The sequence below is a fragment of the bacterium genome, assembly GCA_016708315.1.
Lineage (GTDB): Bacteria > Zixibacteria > MSB-5A5 > CAIYYT01 > CAIYYT01 > JADJGC01.
In genome coordinates this window covers 105,221-128,824 of record JADJGC010000003.1, presented here as the reverse complement: position 1 = coordinate 128,824, position 23,604 = coordinate 105,221, and the positions used below count along the sequence as shown (strand labels likewise).

The 23,604-nt window shown below is 51.7% G+C and carries 20 protein-coding genes and 1 pseudogene; 2 read left to right on the top strand and 19 right to left on the bottom strand.

Translation table 11 applies throughout. From position 1 onward, the window contains the following. Positions 1 to 2 precede the first annotated feature (2 nt). The 17 genes and pseudogenes from rimI to IPH59_03445 form a co-directional block, all read right to left on the bottom strand. Complete coding sequence (gene rimI / locus IPH59_03525; protein MBK7090781.1) at positions 3 to 1,097, bottom strand: ribosomal protein S18-alanine N-acetyltransferase; 1,095 nt, start codon at positions 1,095 to 1,097, stop codon at positions 3 to 5. After that, complete coding sequence (gene tsaE, locus IPH59_03520) at positions 1,078 to 1,521, bottom strand: tRNA (adenosine(37)-N6)-threonylcarbamoyltransferase complex ATPase subunit type 1 TsaE (protein ID MBK7090780.1); 444 nt, start codon at positions 1,519 to 1,521, stop codon at positions 1,078 to 1,080. The genes rimI and tsaE overlap by 20 nt, the downstream gene beginning before the upstream one ends. After that, positions 1,522 to 3,084: a response regulator gene (locus IPH59_03515; GenBank protein MBK7090779.1), complete on the bottom strand. Its 1,563-nt coding sequence runs from the start codon at positions 3,082 to 3,084 to the stop codon at positions 1,522 to 1,524. Next, positions 3,084 to 4,361, bottom strand: a complete 1,278-nt coding sequence (locus IPH59_03510) for a HAMP domain-containing histidine kinase (GenBank protein ID MBK7090778.1) — start codon at positions 4,359 to 4,361, stop codon at positions 3,084 to 3,086. Before IPH59_03510 ends, IPH59_03515 begins: the two co-directional genes overlap by 1 nt. Further along, positions 4,358 to 5,629, bottom strand: coding sequence for a serine--tRNA ligase (gene serS / locus IPH59_03505; protein MBK7090777.1), 1,272 nt, complete (start codon positions 5,627 to 5,629; stop codon positions 4,358 to 4,360). The genes IPH59_03510 and serS overlap by 4 nt, the downstream gene beginning before the upstream one ends. An 18-nt stretch (positions 5,630 to 5,647) precedes the next feature. Continuing rightward, positions 5,648 to 7,954: a polysaccharide biosynthesis protein gene (locus tag IPH59_03500; protein MBK7090776.1), complete on the bottom strand. Its 2,307-nt coding sequence runs from the start codon at positions 7,952 to 7,954 to the stop codon at positions 5,648 to 5,650. 76 nt (positions 7,955 to 8,030) lie between these two features. Further along, a complete protein-coding gene (wecB, locus tag IPH59_03495) occupies positions 8,031 to 9,116 on the bottom strand; it encodes a UDP-N-acetylglucosamine 2-epimerase (non-hydrolyzing) (GenBank protein ID MBK7090775.1) in 1,086 nt (361 codons plus the stop codon). Then, a pseudogene (locus tag IPH59_03490) lies at positions 9,106 to 10,204 on the bottom strand (DegT/DnrJ/EryC1/StrS family aminotransferase). Before IPH59_03490 ends, wecB begins: the two are co-directional and overlap by 11 nt. A 19-nt stretch (positions 10,205 to 10,223) precedes the next feature. Continuing rightward, entirely contained in the window at positions 10,224 to 10,970 is a 747-nt protein-coding gene (locus tag IPH59_03485) for an N-acetyltransferase (protein MBK7090774.1), read from the bottom strand. 47 nt (positions 10,971 to 11,017) lie between these two features. Further along, a complete protein-coding gene (locus IPH59_03480; GenBank protein MBK7090773.1) occupies positions 11,018 to 12,643 on the bottom strand; it encodes an SLBB domain-containing protein in 1,626 nt (541 codons plus the stop codon). Further along, positions 12,615 to 13,973 carry an ATP-dependent protease ATPase subunit HslU gene (gene hslU, locus IPH59_03475; GenBank protein MBK7090772.1) on the bottom strand — a complete coding sequence of 453 codons (1,359 nt, stop codon included), beginning with the start codon at positions 13,971 to 13,973 and terminating at the stop codon, positions 12,615 to 12,617. The genes IPH59_03480 and hslU overlap by 29 nt, the downstream gene beginning before the upstream one ends. A gap of 69 nt (positions 13,974 to 14,042) precedes the next feature. Then, the gene (hslV, locus tag IPH59_03470; protein MBK7090771.1) at positions 14,043 to 14,573 is read right to left on the bottom strand and encodes an ATP-dependent protease subunit HslV; all 531 of its coding nucleotides are present in this window, start codon (positions 14,571 to 14,573) and stop codon (positions 14,043 to 14,045) included. Positions 14,574 to 14,610: 37 nt separating this feature from the next. Continuing rightward, positions 14,611 to 15,534 (bottom strand): tyrosine-type recombinase/integrase, encoded by a 924-nt coding sequence (locus tag IPH59_03465; GenBank protein ID MBK7090770.1) that lies wholly within the window; start codon positions 15,532 to 15,534, stop codon positions 14,611 to 14,613. A gap of 36 nt (positions 15,535 to 15,570) precedes the next feature. Then, positions 15,571 to 17,820 carry a type I DNA topoisomerase gene (gene topA / locus IPH59_03460; GenBank protein MBK7090769.1) on the bottom strand — a complete coding sequence of 750 codons (2,250 nt, stop codon included), beginning with the start codon at positions 17,818 to 17,820 and terminating at the stop codon, positions 15,571 to 15,573. 4 nt (positions 17,821 to 17,824) lie between these two features. Further along, positions 17,825 to 18,070 carry a DNA-directed RNA polymerase subunit omega gene (locus IPH59_03455; GenBank protein ID MBK7090768.1) on the bottom strand — a complete coding sequence of 82 codons (246 nt, stop codon included), beginning with the start codon at positions 18,068 to 18,070 and terminating at the stop codon, positions 17,825 to 17,827. Positions 18,071 to 18,073: 3 nt separating this feature from the next. Continuing rightward, positions 18,074 to 18,709 carry a guanylate kinase gene (gene gmk / locus IPH59_03450; GenBank protein ID MBK7090767.1) on the bottom strand — a complete coding sequence of 212 codons (636 nt, stop codon included), beginning with the start codon at positions 18,707 to 18,709 and terminating at the stop codon, positions 18,074 to 18,076. Beyond that, positions 18,706 to 19,602 carry a YicC family protein gene (locus IPH59_03445; protein MBK7090766.1) on the bottom strand — a complete coding sequence of 299 codons (897 nt, stop codon included), beginning with the start codon at positions 19,600 to 19,602 and terminating at the stop codon, positions 18,706 to 18,708. The genes gmk and IPH59_03445 overlap by 4 nt, the downstream gene beginning before the upstream one ends. Positions 19,603 to 19,711: 109 nt before the next feature. On the opposite strand from IPH59_03445, the gene IPH59_03440 reads away from it, so the two are divergent. Then, positions 19,712 to 21,208, top strand: a complete 1,497-nt coding sequence (locus IPH59_03440) for a DUF814 domain-containing protein (protein MBK7090765.1) — start codon at positions 19,712 to 19,714, stop codon at positions 21,206 to 21,208. A 31-nt stretch (positions 21,209 to 21,239) separates the two neighbouring features. Continuing rightward, positions 21,240 to 21,590, top strand: coding sequence for a hypothetical protein (locus IPH59_03435; GenBank protein MBK7090764.1), 351 nt, complete (start codon positions 21,240 to 21,242; stop codon positions 21,588 to 21,590). Here IPH59_03435 and IPH59_03430 read toward each other — a convergent pair. Both IPH59_03430 and IPH59_03425 read right to left on the bottom strand, forming a co-directional pair. Continuing rightward, complete coding sequence (locus IPH59_03430; protein MBK7090763.1) at positions 21,580 to 21,939, bottom strand: YraN family protein; 360 nt, start codon at positions 21,937 to 21,939, stop codon at positions 21,580 to 21,582. The two genes, IPH59_03435 and IPH59_03430, sit on opposite strands and share 11 nt — an antisense overlap. Positions 21,940 to 21,949: 10 nt before the next feature. Further along, positions 21,950 to 22,588 (bottom strand): ribonuclease HII, encoded by a 639-nt coding sequence (locus IPH59_03425; GenBank protein ID MBK7090762.1) that lies wholly within the window; start codon positions 22,586 to 22,588, stop codon positions 21,950 to 21,952. Positions 22,589 to 23,604: the final 1,016 nt, after the last annotated feature.

Genomic DNA, 23,604 nt, shown 5'->3' with positions numbered 1-23,604 from the left:
AGTCATACTTCCAAACTCTTCAACATTGTGAACGAGTCCTCCGGTGGTGTCGAATAGAAGCCCTTGCGCCGGGTTATGACGCTAAAGCCGTATTTTTCATAGAAGCCGATGGCGCGCGAGTTTGAAACTCGAACATCCAGCACGATATCGCTGATATTGCGCTGAAGCAATAGCTTGCTCAGTTCATCCATCAAAGCCTTGCCCACACCTTTCGAACGATATTCGCCATCGACTGCGACATTGGCAACATAGCCATAGTCATCAAGAGCGACGCAGCTTAGATATCCTACACATACATTTGAATCGCGCGCAGCCAGCGTGATGACATGATCGTTTTCAATATCAGCCATGAAATTCTGCTCATCCCAGGGATCCGTAAAAGCCTCACGCTCAATTCGCACGACATCAGCTAGATCCTCGTGTTTCAATTCGCCGACCGTAATCGCAACTGTCGCCGCGTCGCGTTTCTGCTCCGGCTGTGATTTAAGCACGTAATTGACATCGAGGTTGGCCGGATCAAGTGCCTTAAACTTCTCAGGATTGCGCGCAACCATCAAAGCAAAGTCTCCTCCACCCCAAATAGTTGGCGAGATCAACGAAATCACGCGCTCTCGCTTTGCCGCAAGATCGGACAATCGCTCGGCGCCAAAACCGCCGAACTGTCGGTCCCCATAGTTTTCAATTATTGTCTGACTTCCCAGAATTTCCACACTTTCACCCGACTTCGACAGATAAAATTCCTCGCCGCGACAATGCGTAACGATAATCGGTTCAAGATTGCGCTCCGAAAAGAACAATCGTGCCAACCGCATATTGCCTGCCGAGAGAATCGGTTTCTTCCACGCCTGTGCCAAACCGAGTACCGTGGCTATTCCCACCCGCAAACCGGTAAATGATCCCGGTCCGACAGCAATTGCCAGGGCGTCGAGTTCGGATGGATCAATATCAGCCTTCTTGAACAGACTGTCAAGTGCCGCAATGACTTTCTCGGAGTGCGAGCGGTCCGGTTCGCCGACGTGATCCGCAAGAATACCCGTTTCATTGGCAATTCCCGCTAACAATCGCTCGCTGGCGGTATCAAGCGCTAAGACTAACATCTTCGATCCGCCCTATTGATAACTTCCGTGTCGTCTGACCCTCAATCTCCAAAGTCACAATAAATCCCGTTGCCGGTTTGAATCGGCCGCACTTCTCCGCCCATTCGACCAAGACTATGCCGCCGGAGTCAAGATACTCGTCAAACCCCAAATCGAGCAAATCGTTTTCGTCGCGAAGACGATAAAGATCAAAGTGAAAAATCTGCGGTTTTGTCGGATATACGTTGACAAGCGTGTAGGTCGGCGAAGTCACTTCTATTTTGGAATCAAAGTATTCAAGCAGGCCGCGAATAAACGCCGTTTTTCCAGCTCCCAGCGAGCCATAAAACAACACAACATCGCCGGCTGTCAACTGCCCGGCTAAATCGCGGGCAATCGCCGCAGTTTCGGTTTCAGAGTTGGTAACGAAATTCTGCTGCGCCATTTACTTCTTTGGTCGTAGTGTCGCCACCGGCACGATCATCTCTTCCAGTGTAATGCCTCCGTGTTGGAAGCTATTCTGGAATTGACGATTGTATTCGTTATAGTTGGTCGGATATACGAAATAGAAATCTTCGCTCGCAATCAAATATGTCGTCGCCAGATTGAATCTCGGCAGTCGATACATATCCGGATTCTTAATCAGCATCGCTTCCTTGGGGTCGCAATTGAGATTGTCGCCGTACTTATAGCGCAAGTTCGTCGAGGTGTCCTTCTTGCCGTAGGCAATCGTACCGCGCGTTCCGAGTATCGATCCGTGGTCGGAAGTTATCACACACGTCGCTCCAGTCGCGGCAACATGCTTGATAACATCAAACAGCGTCGAATGACCGAACCAAGACATAATCAGCGAACGGAATGCCGCCTCGTCGGGAGAAATCTGCTGAAGCGCACGCGACTGCGAACGACCATGCACCAAGATATCAAGGAAGTTGAATACCAGCGCCAACACCGGTGCGCTCTGATGACTCGATAAGCGCTTTAGAAAACTCTCGTCTTCCTTGAGATCGCTCATCTTGAAATACTTCGGCTCGCCGGGCGTCTTGATCTTGAGTCGTTTATATTGGTCAACTAAAAGCGAATCTTCGAATCGATTCAGACTCCGCTCATCGGCAGTTCCGCCCTCCCAGATTTCCGGTTTCACCTTAGCCAATTCGTCTGGGTACATTCCTGAGAAAATTGCATTTCGCGAGAACGGCGTTGCTGTCGGTATGATCGAGTAGTAGTAATCCAAATCGATATCCAAGTACTCGGCGATGATCGGCTCAAGCATCAGCCACTGATCGAGTCGCATGCAGTCGACGATTATGAAAAACGTCGGCTTCTTGTCATTGATATGCGGCGCTACAAATGTCTTGAACACCGCCGGAGACATCACCGGCCCATTGCCACTCTTGAGCCAGCGCGGATATTCGCGTTCGATATAACGATAAAATTCGATGTTGTATTCGCGCTTTTGAGAAAGATGACTCTGCCGCAAACCGTCGTCATTAATCTTGTCAAAATCGACATCCCATTGCGAAAGCTGCCGATGCACATCGACCCAATCTTGCGGCTCCATCGGTCCATAGAGCCGGCTTCGCAGCTGATTTAGCTTCTGGACATAATCGCGAGTGACTGCATCACCCTGAAGCCGTTTTGCATCAAGGATCTTCTTGGCTACCGCCAGTACTTGCGAAGGATTCACCGGCTTGACCAGATATTCGGCAATATTCTTTCCGATCGCCTGATTCATCAGATGCTCTTCTTCCGACTTGGTAACCATCACAACAGGTATATATGGTTTGATCTTCTTGATCTCTTCGAGCGTCGTCAATCCATCCATACCGGGCATCATTTCGTCAAGCAGAATCAAATCGAAAGTGTGCTTGCCGACCTCCACCAGCGCATCCTCTCCGGAAGCCACCGGCGTAATCTGAAAGCCTTTGCCTTCGAGAATGATTCGGTGTGATTCAAGCAGATCGACTTCGTCATCGACCCACAAGACTCTCTTGACGTCGTTACTCATTAGGCTTGTCCTTTCTCACGGTTGATCGGCTCGGCAGAAGCTAAGGTGATCTGGAAGGTGGTTCGCTGGTTTGGAATCGACTCTTTCAGCTCGATTCGACCGTTGTGGTACTCCTGAATGATACGTCGCGCAAGAGTCAATCCAAGACCCCAGCCGCGTTTTTTCGTCGTAAATCCCGTCTCGAATATCTTCTTCTGCGATTTCTGCGGGATTCCCGGCCCATTGTCCGTTACCGTGATTACGACTTTTTCGTTTGTTGCATCAGCCGTCGTACGCAGTACAATCTCGCCGCTCTTCTGATCGCACGACTGCAGGCTGTTCTTGATTAGGTTCTCAATCACCCAAGTAAACAGCTCCGGATTGACCTTGGCGCTCAAATCCGCGCCCGGTTCAAATCGCAATGAGATTCCCTTACCTGCGTGCGGCAATCGTTGACAGTAGTAACTCACAACTTCCTGTATCAACGGATTGATATTGTTCGGCGTCGTTTCTGGAATCGATCCAATCTGTCCGAAGCGATTGGCGACGCGATCGAGCCTTTGAACATCATTGCGCATCTTGGCGATGACATTGTCAAGTTGACTCGCAGAATTCTCGGCAGACTTCAACCGCCCTTCCTTCATGTCAGTCTCGATAACTTCCAGCCATCCCATCAGCGAAGTCAGCGGCGTACCGAGCTGATGCGCCGTCTCTTTCGCCATACCGACCCAGATATTGCGCTGTTCCGCACGCTGAATATTGCGGAATCCTACAAACCCGACGATCAGAAACACGCCTACAACGGCGATTTCAATAATCGGCATCAACTGTAGTTGCCGCACCAACGGCGGGTAATCATAAAGGATGTACTGAATGATCTGGCCATTCCAGGCAACAGGAGTCTCGCCGTTTTCCCGCAACATCCGCTCGCGATACTCGCCGATAGTCTTCAGCGCAGCCTGCGAGGTGTCTGTATCTTCAATCCCCGGAATTCGCGCCCACAACACTGGATTGCGATGGTGGTCGGTGACAATGATCGGAAAATATGCCTTCTGAATGATCTCTTCAAAAACAACCGCGTTCACGCGCGGCGAAGAATCCTCGGCGCCCGCCAACTCCCACAGCTTCGCCCACATGCGGACATCGCGTTTGATGTTCTCCTGCAGCCCGTTGATAAGGAACTGCGTGTAGATCATAAAAAGCGCCGCAATGGCAATCGTGCCAAAGAAGATGAACGCTTTGAACACTCCCGGCATCGTTGCCGAGCCGGAATGGTCTTTTAGAAGCGGAATTCTCATCCGATTACTTCAAGTCCTCGCATGTAAGGACGCAATACTTCAGGCACTACTATTTTACCCTCAGCCGTCTGATAGTTCTCAATTATTGCGATTACCGTGCGCGGCAGAGCCAATCCCGAACCGTTGAGCGTATGCGGGAAAACCGGCTTCTCGCCTTCCGCTGGTCGGAAGCGCATGTTCATTCGGCGCGATTGGAAGTCGCCAAAATTCGAGCATGACGATACTTCGAGATACTTGTCAACACCCGGCGCCCACACTTCGAGATCGTAGCACTTGGTCGCGGCGAAGGAAATATCGCCCGATGCCAGCTCGACTACCCGATAGTGCAGACCAAGCAATTGCAGAATGCTCTCGGCATGTCCGGTGATAATATCAAGTTCCTGATACGACACTTCCGGCCTTACAATTCGCACCATCTCGACCTTGTCAAATTGGTGCACACGAATCAACCCGCGCGTATCTTTGCCGGCGGCTCCTGCTTCGCGGCGGAAACACGGCGTGTAGGCGACCATGTATTTCGGCACATCGGCTGGTGCCAGTATCTCATTCGCGTAGATATTCGTCACCGGAACTTCTGCAGTCGGCACCAGCCACATCGTCTGATCGTTGAGCTGGTACATGTCTTCCGCCATCTTGGGCAGCTGCCCTGTTCCGGTCATCGTTTGTGTGTTGACCATGAACGGCGGAAACACTTCCGAGTATCCGTGTCGCGTGACATGGATATCGAGGAAGAAGCTAATCAGCGCGCGTTCCAACAATGCACCGGCGTTGGTGTATAGAATGAATCCCGAGCCGGAAATCTTGGCGCCGCGCTCAAGATCAAACATTCCCAACTTAGCGCCGAGATCCCAATGCGCCTGCGGCGTGAAACCGAACTTCGGCTTCGTTCCCCACTCGCGCACCTGCACGTTGGCGGATTCATCGCGCCCAACCGGTGTCGTTTCGTGCGGGAGATTGGGCACCATCATTATCAATTGGTTTAGATCGTCCTCCACAACGCGCAACCGCTCTTCATCGGCGCTGATCTGATCACCGACCGCCTTCATTGCGGCGATTTGCTCGGTCGCATCCTGCTTGTTCTTCTTCATCACGGCGATTTCACCCGATGCCTTGTTGCGCTTTTCGCGCAGAGCTTCCATGCCGGTGACGATATCGCGGCGTTCACGGTCGAGATCGAGAATCTTATCGATATCGATCTTGCTGTTCTTGTTGGCGACTCCCTGCTTTACGCTGTCAGGATTCTCCCGAATGTACTTGATGTCGAGCATTCCCTCGTCCTTCTATGATTACTGATTAATTCTCTTGGCTTCGCTCTGATAGCTGGGAACGATTTCCTGAAACAACTGAATGATCTGTTCGCGCTCTTGCTCATGCATTGCACGCTCCAGTCGTATCAATTCGCTCTTGATCGTATCCCACTCGTAGTCGGTTGCTCTTGCTACCAGAATATTTTCATGTTCCGACGTTACCAGCCCTTCTTCGTCGAACAACTCTTCCGTCAGTTTTTCGCCCGGCCGGAGCCCGGTGTATTCTATCGCAATCTCTTCTTCCGGAACGCGCCCGGACAAAGTTATCATCGCCCGCGCCAGATCAACGATACGTACCGGTTCACCCATGTTTAGTACCAGTATATCTCCGGATCTCCCGATCGTCGCCGCCTGCATTACCAGAAGTGACGCTTCCTTGATCGTCATGAAATAGCGCGTCATATCGGGATGGGTCACCGTTACCGGTCCGCCCTGCTCGATTTGTCTCTTGAATATCGGCACCACCGAACCGTCGGAGCCGAGCACGTTTCCGAACCGGACGGTGATATACGATGTCCGCGACCGTTTGGCAAAGCACTGCACTAATATTTCCGCAATTCGCTTGCTCGCTCCCATCACGCTCGAGGGTCGCACCGCCTTGTCGGTCGAGATCATCACGACGACTGACACGCCATGCTTGTCGGCAAGTTCAACCAGCAACTTGGTACCAAAGATGTTATTGCGTGTTGCCTCTTCCGGAAACAGTTCCATTAACGGCACCTGCTTGTAAGCCGCGGCGTGAAACACAATCTCCGGCCGGTACTGCTCGAACAGGCGATCCATCTTGTCGGGATCAGTGATATCCGCCACCTGAGGGTCAACGACCACGCTCTCCGGATTCCCCCGCATTTCAAGCAGCATCTCATAAAGCCGGTTCTCAGCGCGATCAATCACTATCAGCCGCTCCGGATGGTAGCGCATCACCTGCCGGCAAATCTCCGAACCAATCGAACCGGCGCCGCCGGTTACAAGAATCCGCTTTCCCTCGATAAAGTTCGCCAATCGCTGATTATCCAATCGCACCGGATTACGCCCCAGCAAATCGTCGACGCTGATATTTCGAACCTGGCTGAGTGCGACCTGCCCGCCAATGATTTCCCGCAATGGCGGCAGCGATTTGAAGCTGACGTGCGCTTTGCGGCAGGCATCAATGAGACTCCGCATCTGCGGGCCGGTCGCTGACGGAATCGCGATTATCGCATCGGTCACCTTGTGTTTGAGCGCCAGTCGTTCAAGGTCATCGCTTTTGCCGACAACAGTGATTCCATGTATTCGCATTCCCTGTTTTTCGATGTTGTCATCAATGATGCCGACCGGCTTCAGCCCCATCGGAGTTTTGCGCAATTCACGCAACACCATTTCACCTGCCGAGCCGCCGCCGATGATAAATGTCCGCCGTCCCTGACGCCACATCTGCGGCATTAACTCGCGTCCGGCGCGAAGCAGGAATCTTGATCCACCGAGCAGTACGACCAACAACAACCACTCAATGATAAACACCCCGCGCGGGATGTTGCCGTATCCGAAGAAATAGGTCGGGATTGCGATCAATACACTGCCTGCCGTAACCGCCTTCAATATCTGCGTCAGGTCGCTAATTGAAGCATAGCGGTAATATCCCGAATACAGCCGGAAGTAGAGCAGCATCGCAAAGCGCAGAATGATCACTACCGGCAAACTCGATTGGAAACTCAAGAAGTAATCCGGTGGTATCTCGCCTTCGAAGCGAATCAGGAAACTCAGGTAGTAGCCGGCGGCGATGATCACCAAATCGAGCATCACAATGATCAGCCGTCGCGGTAGAAACAGCGGCGAAACAATCGCCTCGCTTGACTCCGTATCTCCAGCTTCATTTGCCTGATAGATCATTAGTCGATTGATGCATAGGGTCAGAATCAGCGAAGCCCAGTAGGCAAAGATGAGAATCTTCGAACTCGAGAAAAACGATGTCGGGTCAGAGAAATCGACCATCGCGAAAATCATCATCACGACACCGAGCGACACCACATTGAATATCCGTAGGAATTCGCCGTAAAGCCCCTGCGGAAAGAACGTCTTCAGCAATCGCGATAGATAAATCAATCCCAACCAGTAGACCGTTATCGCCAAATTGGGAAGACCGTAGAAGTATCTCAGCGTTACACTGAATTCACCTCGAACTTCGCGCAAGTTGTGGAATAGAATCAGGGCGATCAGGAAGCAGAGCTGAGTCATCACGAGATCAGCAAGAAGCGTGATGATCTCGCGCCGCAAGCGGCCGCTCTGTTTCTGGTTTGGATTGTCCATAGATTATTAGTTTACGCCTGCATCAGCATGCAGTCAATTGCAATTTACTGCCTGTTCGCGCCGTTCCCGGCGGCATTTACCGCGCAAATTCTGCCAATCGGTCGGCTATGCGCTTCGAAGCACCGATGCGGCAGAAGCTGCGATCGCCGAAACGAAAATCGGTGCTCGCCAGTCCGCGCGCCAACTTAGCCCGGTCGAAGCCGACTATCTTGCTGCCGCCTGCGCGATTAATCTCCACCCATTCTGTGACCGAACGTAGCAGCAATGTTGGCGTCTTGAGGAAATACGCTTCGCGTTGGAGTCCGCCTGAGTCAGTTAGGACCATCCGGCAGCTCATCAGTGCGGCCAGTGTGTCGCGATAGCCGAGTGGTTCAACTACGATTAGCTTCTTGGCTCTCTTCACAGCTTCCATCAGACCAAACTCCACCAAGCGCTTGCGAGTTCGCGGATGAAGCGGCAGAATCGTGGTCGTCTTCAAAGACGCGAGCATCTTCGTCAATACCGTCAAGTTCTCCCTCACATCAACTGAGTCGGCGCGATGAATCGTCGCCAACAAAAACTCGCCTTTGCTTAAGCTATGTTGACGCAAAAAGCCATCGACATACTTCTTATCCGGTTTTGCTTCCGCGAGAACATCGTATAGCAGATCACCGGTGTTGTACACGTTCTTGCCAATACCCTCTGTCTTCAGATTCTTCACTGACTGAGCGGTCGGGCAAAACAGCAGATTCGCAATCCGGTCGGTTACTACGCGATTCAGCTCTTCCGGCACGGTCAAGTCCAAGCAACGCAATCCAGCCTCGATATGCGCCAGTGGCAGCCCAAGTTGTGCGGCCGCAATTGCCCCGCCGAGTGTGCTATTTGTGTCTCCAATTACAGCAACCGCATCCGGCGCTAGTCGTTTCAGCGCCTTAGAAGTGCCCTCAATGATTTTCGCTGTCATCTCGCTCGCAGAACCTGAGCCAACCGCCAAATTCGCAGCGGGCTTGGGAAGGCGCAGTTCCTTGAAAAATACACCCGCCATCGAATAGTCGTAGTGCTGGCCCGTGTTGATAATGCAATGATCAATCTTGCGTGCCGACAGCTCGCGATGCAGCGGCGACAATTTTATGAATTGTGGACGTGCCCCCGCAATTGTGACTATTCGTGCTTTACGAGGCATATTGGAGGACCGTGTCCGCCACAAACTCGCGTTCTTGCTCGGTTAGCATTGGATAAATCGGCAACGAAATCACGCTCTTGGCGCACATTTCCGAAACCGGCAAATCACCCTCGTGGTACCCGAGATGGCGGAAACACTCCTGCAAATGCAGCGGCAGCGGATAGTAAATCTCGTAGCCGATGCCTTCTTGCTTAAACCGGTCGCGAAGCCCATCGCGATTGTTGACGCAGACACTGTATTGATTGTAGATATGGTGTGCGTAAGGTTTTTCAGTTGGTCTGGTAAGTTTGGCGCCGGCGAACCGTTGGTTGTAGTATTCCGCATTTTCGCGGCGTTTCTTCGACCACTCATCCAGATGCGGCAATTTTGCCAGCAGAACCGCGGCATGCAGAGTGTCGAGTCGCGAATTATAGCCGACGACGTCGTGGAAGTATTTCGTTTTCGCGCCGTGCGCCTTTAGCATGCGCAATTGCTCGTTGAGTAGATCGGAATTTGTCACGATCATACCGCCGTCGCCCGGACAGCCAAGATTCTTAGTTGGATAAAAGGAATAGATCCCCAGATCTCCAATCGTCCCGGACATTTGGTTCTTATATTTGGAAGACAACGACTGCGCGGCGTCTTCAACGATCGCAATCTTGTGTTTCTTTCCAAGCGCCATGATCGGGTCCATATCCGCCGACTGTCCAAACAGGTGCCGGTACAATTGCCTTGGTTTTGCTGGTGATCTTTGCTTCGATCTGGTTGGGGACTAAGTTAAACGTATCTGCTTCGATATCGACAAACACCGGCGTTGCGCCAAGATTGGCTATAGTCCCCGCTGTTGCGAAGAAGCTGAAACTGGTCGTAATCACTTCGGTTCCGGGACCAACACCGGCTGCGCGCAATGCTATCAGCAATGCGTCGGTACCGGAAGCTACACCAATCGCGTGCTTGCATCCGAGGTATTTGGCCGCGGCTTCTTCGAACTGTTTGACCTGCGGGCCATTGATGTACTTTGTGTCTGCGATTACATTCGCGATGGCGGCATCGATCTCCGATTTCATTGAGGCGTATTCGCGCTTGAGATCAAGAAGAGGAACCAACAATTGGCAGTCCTTTCAGTGCTTATTGATTTTCGAGGAGTTGTTCCGGCGGCACCCGCTTAAGCGTCTTGGCCGGAGAACCCATAACAATGGTCTGGGCAGGAGCGTCCTTGGTCAATACTGCTCCAGCAGCTACCAGAGCATCCTCGCCGACAATCTTGCCGGGAAGAATCGTTGCGTTAAGACCCACGCGTCCGCCGCGTTTCACGGTTATACCTTTGAAATGCTTGAAGCGTTCCTGTGTGCGGCCAACGAAATTGTCGTTCGAAGTCGCTACGCAAGGCGCCATAAACACGCGGTCTTCCAGTTCAGAATAGGCGGTGAGATACACGTTTGTTTCCAGCTTGCAGTAGCTGCCGACTTTGCAGAAATTCTCAATGGCCACGCCGCGACCAACGATCGTGAAATCTCCGATCGATACGTTCTCCCGCACGGTGGAGAGGTCTGCTATCAAAACTTTCTGGCCAATCACTGCGCCTGCATATATGACCACATTCGAACCAATAATGCAGTTGTCGCCAATGCGGGTCGGTTCAAGCTCCTGCTCTTTGGTGACCGCAGAATTCGCGGCACGCATCGGCTGCTTGCCGATGCTCGCGCCATCGTCTATCCGTACATTGGCGCCGACTTTGGTGCCTGAGTAAATCACGATGTTTGACCCAAGCACACTCCCTGCGCCGATCTCCACGTTATCGCCGATAACGCAGAAGTGGCCGATCTTGGCATCAGCGGCGACTCTGGCACTCGACGAGATTATATTAGTGCTCATTCCATCTCCTTAGATTCAGCGGGTAACTGCCGCGACATACGCCCTGGCTAATTGACTGCCTGATCAACAACGATATAGATCGTCGCCAAATTGGCGAGGAAAATTCCCGCGTCCTTGACGATTCCCCAGAAATTTATCGACTTCTTCTGCGGTACCATGATCTTGTCGCCCATTGCTACTTCGGCGCCTCGACCAGATTTTACAACCGCACCGGTGTTTGCCTTGATAATGCGAATATCGCCCTTGTCCGCCTTGTATCCATAGCCGCCAGCGGCACGAACATAGTAATCAACGGATTCGCTTTCCCTGAACGGCACCAGGCCGGGATTTACCACACGCCCCATCACTGTGACTGAGAAGCTCTTCTGCGGAATCTTGATGTAGTCGCCATCAACAAGTCTGATATCCAGTTCTTTTCTGTGGTCTTCAAGCAGTCCGCTGAAATTCACAGCGACCTTGCCTGTGCGGCCAGCCGACATCTCTTTGAAGTACTGCAACTCAAAATCCGAGAGCTTGTCGGTAGATAACTGCAGCAACTGCTCAAAACTCGTTCGGTCTTCCTTGAAGAAGCGAAGCGACCGATACATCTCGGCTTCAGATAGCGAAGCTTTTTCCAGCATCCCGCCGGCCTTGTTCAATAATTCCAATAGCGTTTCGCAGCCGGGTTGAATCGGGTAGGTCCCCGGATGCAAGACCTCTCCTTCGATAACTACCCGCTCCTTGTATCGAAATCCCGAGATCGAACGAACGAAAACCCGATCGTCTGGTTTTAGCTCGATATTAACTTCAGAGTTTACGTTTTCGGTAATAGCGTTCAAGTCGACAGAAATTGACTGCTTGCCTTTGTCGTCACCGATAAACCTCACCAACTCGGCATTGGAAACATCCGCATCTTCCGCTAATCCAAATCCCAGGGTGACCAAATCGCTTATGCGGTCACCAGCGCGAAATTCGAATCTTCCCGGCGCATTCACAGCACCGTAGATTTCAATCTTGTTGAATGAGTCAGATACGACAGGAACAAATACGACGTGACCCTCATTGAGGTACGGATTCAAACTGACATTCCCCGATGCGTTGAAGAAATCCAGATCTGCATGCGTCGTATCGACTTCCTTGATCAGCTGAATGTTCCTGCGCGATGCTTTTGCCTGCAGCCCGCCCGCCAAAGCAATGGCTTCCGTCACGCGGTCGGCAGCTGATACAACAACAACTCCCGGTTGTTCTACGCCGCCCGTTACGCTAACCTTGAATGTGCGAATCTGAGCCAGACTAACGTCAATGGCTCGATCCCGCACACGAGTCATCAATGCATCACGAATTTTGTTCTTAGCATCGACAAGAGTGATCTGCCCCAGTCTTACAACACCAACCTGCGGTATCGAAACCACACCCTCTGGCAGCACTTCAACCAATAGCGGCTGTTCGACCATGCCGTAGAGTTGGATGAGAAATACGTCGCCCGGACCAACGATATACAGACTGTCATTAATCGCCTTGTCTAGCAGTCTTGGAGTAGTCGGAATCTTGACTGACCCTTCCTCTTTCGCACCCTTGGCGTCTTGCTTCAGCTGCGGATAGTCCAATCCTGACGTCGACCCGGTGAAGACAATCAACGCCAACAGCAATCCTATCAACGACCGCTTACAAAATGTATCTGCGGAGATCTTCATCTTCGATGATTTCCTTTAACGTCGCCTGAACTTTCGACTTGGTTATCTTGACTTTTCCCATTTTCTCATCCGGAACATTGAACATGATGTCTTCCAGCAGATTCGACATCAGCGTATGAAGTCTCCGCGCACCGATATTCTCGGTCGATTCATTGACCTGAGCCGCCAGTCGTGCGATCTCTTCAATCGCCGCGGCATCAAAACTGATACTGACGCCTTCTGTCTCCATCAATGCTATGTACTGCTTAAGCAGCGCATTCTTCGGTTCTTTGAGAATGCGCACGAAATCCTTTGCGTCCAGCGAATCAAGCTCGACGCGAATCGGGAATCGTCCCTGCAATTCCGGAATCAAGTCCGAAGGCTTACTCGAATGAAATGCACCGGCGGCAATGAACAGAATATGATCCGTCTTGACCATTCCATATTTGGTGCTGACATTGGAGCCCTCAACTATCGGCAAGATATCCCGTTGGACTCCCTCGCGCGACACGTCGGGTCCTGATGACTGCCCTTCCGGTCCGGCGATCTTGTCGATTTCATCAATAAAGACAATTCCTGAGTTTTCGACACGATCCATCGCCTCAACGACGACCTCATCCATGTCAACCAGCTTGGCGGCTTCTTCTTGAATCAAATATTTCTTGGCTTCGGCAATTGTCAATTTGCGAATCTTCTTCTTCTTGGGCATCATCCCGGAAAACATTTCCTGGAAATTGACTCCCAGCTCTTCCATTCCCTGTGGAGTGAAGATCTCGACGACCGGGAATCGATTGGACGGAATCTCGATGTCGACCGATCTGGAATCAAGCAATCCATCGTGAAGCTGTTTGCGCAGCTTCTCCAGCGTTCTCTGATACTTCTCGTCTATCAGCGACTCTTCGACCGGCGGATCGGTCGACCGCGAGCGCTTGGCTCGTGGAAGCAAGAGGTCAATGATGCGTTCTTCGGCCAGTGTCTCCGCTTTGGCTTGAACCTTTTCGGCTTTTTCTTTTCTGACCATTTGAACAGAAAGTTCAACGAGATCGCGAATCATCGATTCGACATCACGGCCAACATAGCCGACTTCAGTGAATTTGGAAGCTTCCACTTTGACAAAGGGCGCTCCGGCCAGATTCGCCAGTCGGCGGGCGATTTCGGTCTTGCCGACCCCTGTTGGGCCGATCAAGATGATGTTATTGGGCATGATCTCACTGCGCAAGTCGTCCGGCACCGACTGACGCCGCCAACGATTGCGTAAAGCTATGGCTACCATCTTCTTGGCCTGATCTTGACCAATGATGTATTTATCTAATTCTGCAACTATCTGTCTGGGGGTCAGATGCTTATCCACGTATCCTCCACAAGCACAGGCACTTCCTGAAGCTGGTTAGTATAACGCTCCCAAGGTTCGAAATCAAACCTATTTTAGCGTCTCAGTAGTGATGTTCTTATTGGAGAAAATGCAGATATCTCCCGAAATCTCGAGTGCCCGACGCACAATCTGCTCAGCGGACATTTTCGTTTCCGCAACCAATGCTCGGCACGCCGCCAGCGCGAAGGGTCCGCCTGAACCGATGGCGATAATACCGTCATCCGGCTCAACAACGTCGCCGGCGCCGGAAATGACAAAAGCGTGGTCCTGGTCCAGCACTGCTAACAGAGCTTCAAGCTGGCGCAGATACTTATCACGGCGCCAATCTTTGGCCAGTTCCACCGCGGCTCGCGGAAGATTCTCGCCATGCTCTTCGAGTTTGGCTTCGAAGCGCTCGAACAACGTGAATGCATCGGCTGATGATCCGGCGAATCCGGCCAGAATGCGTCCGTTGTTCAACGTCCGTATCTTGCGCGCCGTCGCTTTCATGATCGTATCCTCGAAGGTCACCTGCCCGTCGCCGCCGATAGCGACCTTCCCCTTGTGCCTAAGCCCCAGTATTGTCGTAGCTTTAAACATGAATCTCTCCTGTTATCAATTGATACGGCGCTCGCCGCTATTTCAGCTTGGTCGCCTTGCGCTGAGCGCGCGGATGCGCCTGAAGGTATTCTTTCTTCATTGTCGCCGTCGAAACATGAGTGTAAATCTGTGTGCTCTTTATCGAAGCGTGTCCCAACAGCTCAGAGATCGCAAGCAAGTCCGCTCCGTTGTCGAGCAGATGAGTAGCGAACGAGTGGCGCAGCTTATGCGGTGATAGGCGATTACCTTCCCGAAGTTGCTTCGTGTATTTTTCGACGATTCGGGCTATTGAACGCTCGGATATTGGCTCGCCGCTCTTGTTTACGAACAGTCGTTCCATGCCCAATCCAAATTTTGCCGTCCGCGCTACAATGTATTCCTCTAGGCGTGTCGCTGCAATTTCACCAAAGGGCACGAGCCGCATCTTTTTGCGCTTGCCGATCACGCGAATCAACCGTGCATTGTCGTCAATTGACGCATCCGTTAACGATGTCAGTTCCGCGAGTCGCAAACCGCACTGGTAAAACAATTCCAAAATCGCCCGGTCGCGCACTTCCTGAAACTCGTTGCCCTGCGGCAGGTCCATTAGCTCCTTGGCTTCACCTTGAGTTAGATACTGCGGCAATGTGCGGTCAAGTTTGAATCCCAGCAGATCCAAATCAATTTCTTGCGTGATCAATCCTTCGCGCAGTAGATACGCCAGGTACTTTCTGATCGCCGAAAGCTTGCGCACGATTGTGCGGTTCTTCTTTTCCTGAGCTTTGAGTTGATAGAGATAGGTTCTTACTACCGGATAGAACGAAACCGAAAGCGAATCGACACCGGTCGCATTCTTCTTCAAGAATTCACTGAAGTGCACCAGATCGCTGTGATAGGCGCGCATGGTATGGGTCGAGTATTGACGCACATTGCGCAAATACTCAAGATACCGGTCGATATTGCCGGTCAAAGCATTGGACATGCTGAAATTGTAGGGGGATTTTAACTAATCGGCAAGCTAAACTGGAGCGGTCTCCGGCTCTTCCTGCTTGATCGATTTGTGGTGACACTCCGGACAATACAGGTGCTGACCGTCCTTTTTGGTGTCCTTCTCGACCATATATGCTGATCCGCATTGCGGGCATTTCTTGGCAACCGGCTTATACCACGAGGCGAAATCGCATTTCGGGTATTTGCCGCAGCCCCAGAACGATTTGCCGCGTCTGGTGCGTCGTTCGACTACATCGCCATCGCAGCCTTCCTTCGGGCACTTCATTCCCACTGAAAGCGGCTTGGTGTTCTTGCATTCCGGATAGGCAGAACAGGCAGTGAACTTGCCGAAACGACCCTGCTTGATCACCATCGGTGAGCCGCATAGCTCGCATTTCTCATCAGTCGTCAGATCTTCCTTGCCTTCAAGTGGCTGGGTGCTCTTGCACTCAGGATAACCGGTGCATGCAAGGAATCGGCCATTGCGACCCCACTTCTCGATCATCGGTAATCCGCACTTGCTGCAGACAACATCTGAAGCCTTCTGTGTGGAAGCTTTGATCTCTTGCTGGTTGCCTTCAACCTCGACCAATCGCTTGGAAAACGGCTCGTAGAATTCTTCGAGCACACCCTTCCACGTCATTTCGCCATCCTCGACACGGTCGAGTTCGGTTTCCATCAACGCGGTAAACTGCACTGAGAAAATCTCGGGGAATTCATTGACCAATATTCCGTTTACCGTCTTGCCCAAGTCTGTCGGGAAGAGACGGCGCTGATTGATTTCAACGTAAGTTCTGTTCTTCAAAGTCGATATGATCTGCGCATAAGTCGATGGACGCCCGATACCGTTCGCTTCGAGTTCCTTCACCAGTGATGCTTCGCTAAATCGCGGCGGCGCCTTGGTGAAATGCTGTGTCGGAAGTACCTCTTCGAGCGTGACCTTATCGTCTTTTTCAAGCTTCGGCAATTTCTTGACATCACCGTTTCCGTTGGCAGCCGGGTCCTCTTCGGCAGTCATCGAATAGACCTTGAGGAATCCTTCGAACGTCACTTTGGTACTGGTCACACGGAATTGATACTTGCCGCCAGTGATATCCACGGTCAACTGATCGAACTGCGCCGGCGACATTTGCGACGCCAGAAAGCGGTTCCAGATCAATTCATAGAGCCGATATTGGTCGCGAGTCAGATTCTTCTTCAACGATTCCGGTGAGTGCTCAAGATAAGTCGGGCGAATTGCCTCGTGCGCATCCTGGGCATTCTTCTTGGTCTTATAAGTATTTGGCGTTTCCGGATAGAAGTCCGGCCCAAAGCTGTCAACGATATACGCCTTTGCTGCGGCCACAGCTTCGTCAGCGATTCGCACCGAGTCGGTTCTCATGTAAGTTATGAGACCAACCTGACCCTCGGATCCTATCTCGACGCCTTCATATAATGACTGCGCAATTGCCATCGTCTTGGACGAAGCATAACCCAGACGAATCGAGGCATCCTGTTGCAAAGTTGACGTTATATAAGGAGGCAACGCTTTGCGGCTCTTCTTGTCAACCTCGACACTCGATACTTTGTATGACTGCTTAACAATGTCGTTCTTCAGCGCTTCGGCTTCTTCGCCGGTAGATACTTTGAAATCCTGACCATCGACTTTGAACAGCCGTGCTGTGAAGCGCGCTTTCTTGGCGGTTTCAAACTCGCCGTTGAACTTCCAATACTCTTCCGGTTTGAAGGCATCGATTTCAGCCTCGCGCTCGCAAATGATGCGCAACGCAACTGATTGCACACGTCCGGCGGACAGACCGCGATAGACTGTGCGCCAAAGTATCGGGCTGATTTTGTAACCCACGAGACGATCAAGAATGCGTCGCGCCTGTTGGGCATCGACGAGATTCTGATTGATCTGAGTCGCGTTTTCGATTCCAGCCAAAACCGCTTTCTTCGTGATTTCGTTGAATGTCACGCGGTAGATCGGGATGTCGAGCTTGTCAAGTTTGGAAGCGATGTGAAATGCAATCGCTTCGCCTTCGCGGTCAGGGTCCGGTGCCAAATAGATGGCTTTCGATTTCTTGGCGGCGTCTTTAAGCTCCTTAATGATCGGAGCCTTGCCCTTAATGACAGTATATTCTGGTTGGAAGCCGTTCTCCAGATCAATACCCAATTTCGACTTGGGCAGATCAATGACATGACCCACCGAAGCCTTAATCGTAAAATTCTTGCCCAGAAATTTGGCAAGAGTTTTCGATTTGGTTGGAGACTCGACTATGACCAGATTTTTTGCCATTTAACTATGCTTCCTCGGTTTTGTAAGCAAACTTGATTTTGTTCGTCAACAGGTCTTCCAGAGCCACTGTGGTGACTTTACGGTAGTCGATATTGTATTCGCTATCTTCGTTCATCATTTCCAACTGCTGCAGACGCTTGACATTGACCAGACGTGCACGACGAGAGGCAATCAGCACCGCTTCGTAATGATTCAGTGTGATGTCGTCGAGATTGCTCATCAGCAGGGTTTGATCTTTCATTCTGTTCATCGTTTACTCCGTAAAGTTGATTGTACCGCTTCGACTAACTCGCTGTGACTCGGCCGTGATGATGTTCTCAATCAGAGCCGTTGCCCTCTCAAGGTCATCGTTACAGACAACGTAGTCATATTTCGTCCAAACTTTCATTTCCTTTAGCGCTCTTCCAAGCCTGACTTTGACCTGCGACTCGGATTCGGTCTTTCTTCCGACGAGTCTTTTGCGCAAGACGTTCAAACTCGGCGGCATGATGAATATCAAAACCGCGTCGCGACACCATTTCTTAATGGCCTGACCGCCGGCGATATCGATATCAAAGAGCACTGTGCGCTTGCGTTCCAGAGCATCCAGCACGGGTTTCTTCGGCGTTCCGTAGAATTCGCCGAATATCTCCGCTGTCTCTATGAACTCGCGGTTCTTCTTTTTGTTCCGAAACTCCGCATGGGAGAGGAAGAAGTAATCGCGGCCGCTGCGCTCGCCTGTGCGTCTTTTACGCGTAGTTGCTGAAACCGACTCAACAAAATCTCGGTGCGAAGTCAATAATCCTTCAACTATCGAGGACTTTCCTACACCGGACGGTCCCGACATAACCACGATCAAAGGCTTGCGGGAGTTGAGCTTGTCCAACTGATTTACGCCGATTTGCGTCATTCGATATTCTGAACCTGCTCACGCATTTTTTCTATTTCTTCGCGAATTTTGATAACTTCCGCAGATATCTCGTATAATGAAGCCTTAGCGCCAATGGTATTGGCCTCGCGGTTCATTTCCTGCAAGATGAAATTTAACCTTTTGCCGGTGTCGCCTTCGGCCTTGATCGCCGCATTGTAGGCATCGCAATGACTGCGGAGGCGAACGCATTCTTCGGTGATGTCAGCCTTATCTACCAGAATCGCCAATTCCATGTCCAATCGGAGACGCATCTCGTCGCTGCCGTGAAGGTTAATGCCTTCGCCTTCGATCTTCTTGACGGTTTCGTGCAGGCGCTGTTTGTAGCGATCAATGCTCTTGGGATGCAATTTCTCGACATTTTCCAGAGCCTTGGCAATCAATTTGACGCGGCTCATCATGTCATCGCCAAGAACCTTGCCTTCGCGCTGACGCATTTTATTCAATGAGTCCGCAGCCTTTCGGACGGCCTCAAGCAGTTTCTCGATTTCGCCTTTCGGCAATGGCGCCGCTGTGACGACGCTGAACAACTCCGGCAATCCGGTGAAGTCGGCTAAGCTTATCTCACCGGCCAGCTTGAACTTCTTCTTGAGATCGCAGAACATCTTGTAATAGAGTTCCGCTGTTTCTTCGTTGAGCACTAAAGTCTGCGGCGTTGCGCCGTTGTCTTCGATGTTCATTGTCAAGGTAAGCTTGCCGCGCGATACCAAGGAAGCTACGGCTTCGCGAATTTCGCTCTCGTATTCGCCGAAAACTTTCGGCAAACGCACCGACAATTCGAGGAAACGGTTGTTCACCGAACTGATTTCGATGGCTACTTTCTTGCGATTGATGGTGGCCGTGGCTTTGCCATAGCCTGTCATACTGCGGATCATACGCCCTCGTGGTTTAACAAACTTGCCATAAAACAGGTCGCGGCGGCTTTTGTCAACCTAAAAGTGACATGGTTGACTTTGTGCTTGTGATACAATAGCTTCCACCCTGATGATACCAAAGACCGCAATAGCGACATTCTTCATGGCGCGCGAACTCGATGAGCTTCTGCGCGAAGCAACACTTGTCAAGGTCGAGTACGACAAACTGTCGAAGACGTTTCGATTTCTATTCGCCGGCGACTCGAAGATGCACATCGTCTTCTCGTTTTCGCCGGTGACATTCCTGTGTTTGTCCGGCTGGCCCGGGCAAGGCGACTCATTCGCAATCTGGCAGGAATTGACTCCGGCAACGATTATCAACTGCGAAGGACGCCGCGACAATCGCATCGTCGTATTCGAATGCGAGCAACCGCGCGAAGGATTCGACGCGCTCAAATTCACGATCGTGTTCGAGTTGTTCGGCGCTCAAAGCAACGCGTATCTGCTTGATGCAGACGGCGCCATTGTGCAGGCTGCCCGTGTCGTGAACGATCCGCGCGAATTGCGCCCGCGAGCGCAGTATGCCGCCCCGGCGGGGTTGGCGGATGTTCCCAAATCTGGGACTGGACTCGTAGCGGAATTCGGTGATCGACGTTTTGAAATCGAATACGACGGTGATCGCTATTCGCTTAAGGGTGACTCCTCCTCAAAGTCAACTTCGACTCCGATTGTGTCGTTGCTCCAGAATATTCAGAGTCAATTCCATGAACGGATGCGATTCGAAGCCGCGCTCAAGGATCACCGCGGGCGGCTGAAACGACTGATCGGCAAGCAACGCCAGTTGATAGTGCAATTGCAGAAACAACTCGACGAGTGCAATCAAGCGGAACAATTCGCCAAGTACGGCGACTTGTTGATGGCACATCCGCACACCAAACCAGTGAATGACACACTAACCGTGAATGACTTCTACACAAATCAGGAAGTGATTATTCCGCTCGAACCGGGCAAAAGCGTAATTGAAACGGCGGGCATTTACTACAAGCGTTCTAAGAAATTACAGCGCTCGATTCAGCCATTGAAAGACCGCATCAGCCAATCCGAGGTGCAGATTTCGCAGTTCGATGAGATTCTCACAAAGCTGGAAAATGTCGAAAATGAGTTAGCGCTTGAGGAGATACTCTCGCGCTACAAGATGAAGGCGCTTACCGTTGCGCTCGCGAAAGCCGAACAGTCGACTTCGCGCTACTATCGCATTTTCGAATCTTCCGCTGGCGAGACGATTCTTGTAGGGAAATCTTCCGAGGGCAATGACGTGCTCACGTTCAAGACCGCGCGCTCGTGGGATCTGTGGTTTCACGTCGGACAGAACATTCCCGGCTCGCATGTCATCCTCGTCTTGCCCGACAAGAATCGCGCTCCGTCGAAGGCTTCGATTGAAGAAGCCGCCCGCATTGCCGCATATTATTCCGACATGCGCCGCGTGACCAATGTGCCGATCATCTACACCGAGCGGCGCTATGTGCGCAAGATGAAGAAGGGCGGACCGGGACAAGTGATCTACCAAAATGTCAAATCGCTGTTTGTCGATCCAGCGCTTCCGGCAACTGCGACAGAGCAGGATTGACTTAGGCAAAACAAATGAGCATCTTGCACTAATGCGCCCTATCGTTACCATCACACTGATTGTCGCTATCAGCGCGACTGTCGCCTATTTCGTACTGCAGGAGCCGGAGCGGAATCCGCGCGAGGACATTTTTGTGAACTCTTATGTCGAGCTGATGCTGCTGTGGTCACAGAGCGACACGGTGAGCGCGTCGTACCTCGTGAAGCGCGATTCGATTCTTGCCGGTTTCGGGCTGACCGATTCTTCGCTGATGGCGCTCAAGCGCGAACTAAATCAAGATCCGGAGAGATTGATTGAAATTTGGGACCGTGTGGAACTGCAGCTCAATGCGCGGCGTGAATCACTGGGACTTCCCACCGGAGCGGATTCGACTAAAGAGTAAACGCGCCTTCGACGTGTTCTATCAGTAACTCCCCCTGCTTATCCGAAACTACGATTACATCGAATCGATACGAATCATACTCGACATTGGCATTTTGAATATATCCCTGCGCGGCGGCGATGATCGATTGCTGTTTGGTAAGGTTGACCTTGTGGGCGGCGTCACCGAAGACTTCCGAGGCCGAGCCTTTGACTTCGACGAAGATGAGTTGATTGTCTTTGCGGCAGATGATATCGATTTCGTGGCGACCGGAGCGGTAGTTTTGTGCGATGATTTCGTAGCCGTATGTGATCAGGAAATCTTTCGCGGCGTTTTCATAGCGCGCACCGGCTTGGCGATTATTGCGCATAAGTTAGAATCTAATTGTCGCTTGAACCGGTGAATCGCAATTCGTACTGCCCTGCCAGAAGCGTGAAGCTGCGGCGGTGAATTTCGATGGCGCCGTGCTGTTGAATCATGGCACGATGCTCCGGCGTGGGATAGCCCTTGTGGCGGTCGAAACCGTATTGCGGATACTGACGATGGTATTCGCACATGATGCGATCGCGGGTGACTTTGGCAAGGATCGAAGCGCAGGCAATGGCGAGCACGGTCTGGTCGCCTTTGACGATGGCGCGCTGGGAGATTTCCAGTCGCGGGACGCGCATGTTACCATCGACCAAAACATAGTCAGGTTGCTGTCGCAGTTGCCTGACCGCATTGCGCATGGCGCTGAAAGTTGCCTGCAGAATGTTGATGCGGTCGATCATCGCGGGTGATGAGGATGCAATCGCATAGTCGCGCGCATTCTCGGTGATGTAGTCGTACATCTCCTCACGCTGTCGGGCGGTGAGACGTTTGGAGTCGTCGATGTCGCGCGATGCAAATCCGGGCGGAAGCACCACTGCCGCGGCAATCACAGGTCCGGCAAGCGGACCGCGACCGGCTTCATCGACGCCGCAAATCAGAGTACACCCGCTTCGGCGCAGATTCGATTCGGTATCTCCCCATCGTTTCATGTCTTGATTCTCGCGACTTTCAACGGATGCGGCAAGCGGTTTTTGTTATCTCATCTTGTCTGGTCTTCGCTCTCTATTGGTCCTCTATAAAAATTATGGGCATAACCCGGGTTAATCGGGACATCGTAATATCACCGAACCCGATGTTCCCTTCAGAGTCCATTTACATCTGCAATCGGGGCTACCTATTGCAGACTTGCCCCGGCAAGGGCTGGCAGCGAGATCGAGATTGTTTAACCGCAACGGCCGTTGCGAACTCGCGGCTCACACTTGTTGGGCCGGCAAAACTGGCTCACTGACGAAACATCAGTGCCTCTACCCTTACCGACAAAGAGAAATCTCGACATAGTAGCTACAGATTTTTTGGGGGTAGGAGTCAATTTCGCACGTTTGATGGAGGACAAGGATGATGGTTCATGTCGGGTTCGGCGCTTCCCGCTAAAGCGCGGGACAGGTCGCTGCGAACCCGACCTACGGACTCAAAGTCGTGATTTGCCGCGTGGAGAACTGATCCCACCGGTTCGGTGGGGTACAAAATCAGAAATTCTGACCGCACTTGTGGCACTTTGGCGGGCACAAGGTCCACCAGTCTAGTTCTACCAAACCGATTTTCTTGCGGGTCCAGAGTTCTATCTTGGAACTACAATTCGGACACCGTAGCCTGTCGAATCGAACAGAAACAACAACGAACCATACGAATCCGAGAAACAAAAATCCCGGGTGAACAACGAAAGACAAGATCACTGCAACTGCAAAACCTGCCGGAGCTATTACAAGCGCAGTAATGTATCTCGTCGTTGCAATCTTACCCATAGCCACATCCTTCGATTCTCAGTCGCTACAATGTATGTCGACACCACTTATTGCAGCAAGCAGAATCACGAAGTGAAGAATCTGTTAGTCTTTGTTACACAGGCAGATCCTTCGCCCGCCGGATGACAGATTGGGGCCTTTTCAAGACCCGTTTGTACAACTTCCCCAGGGGGGGCCCTGACCTACTTGACTGACCACAATAT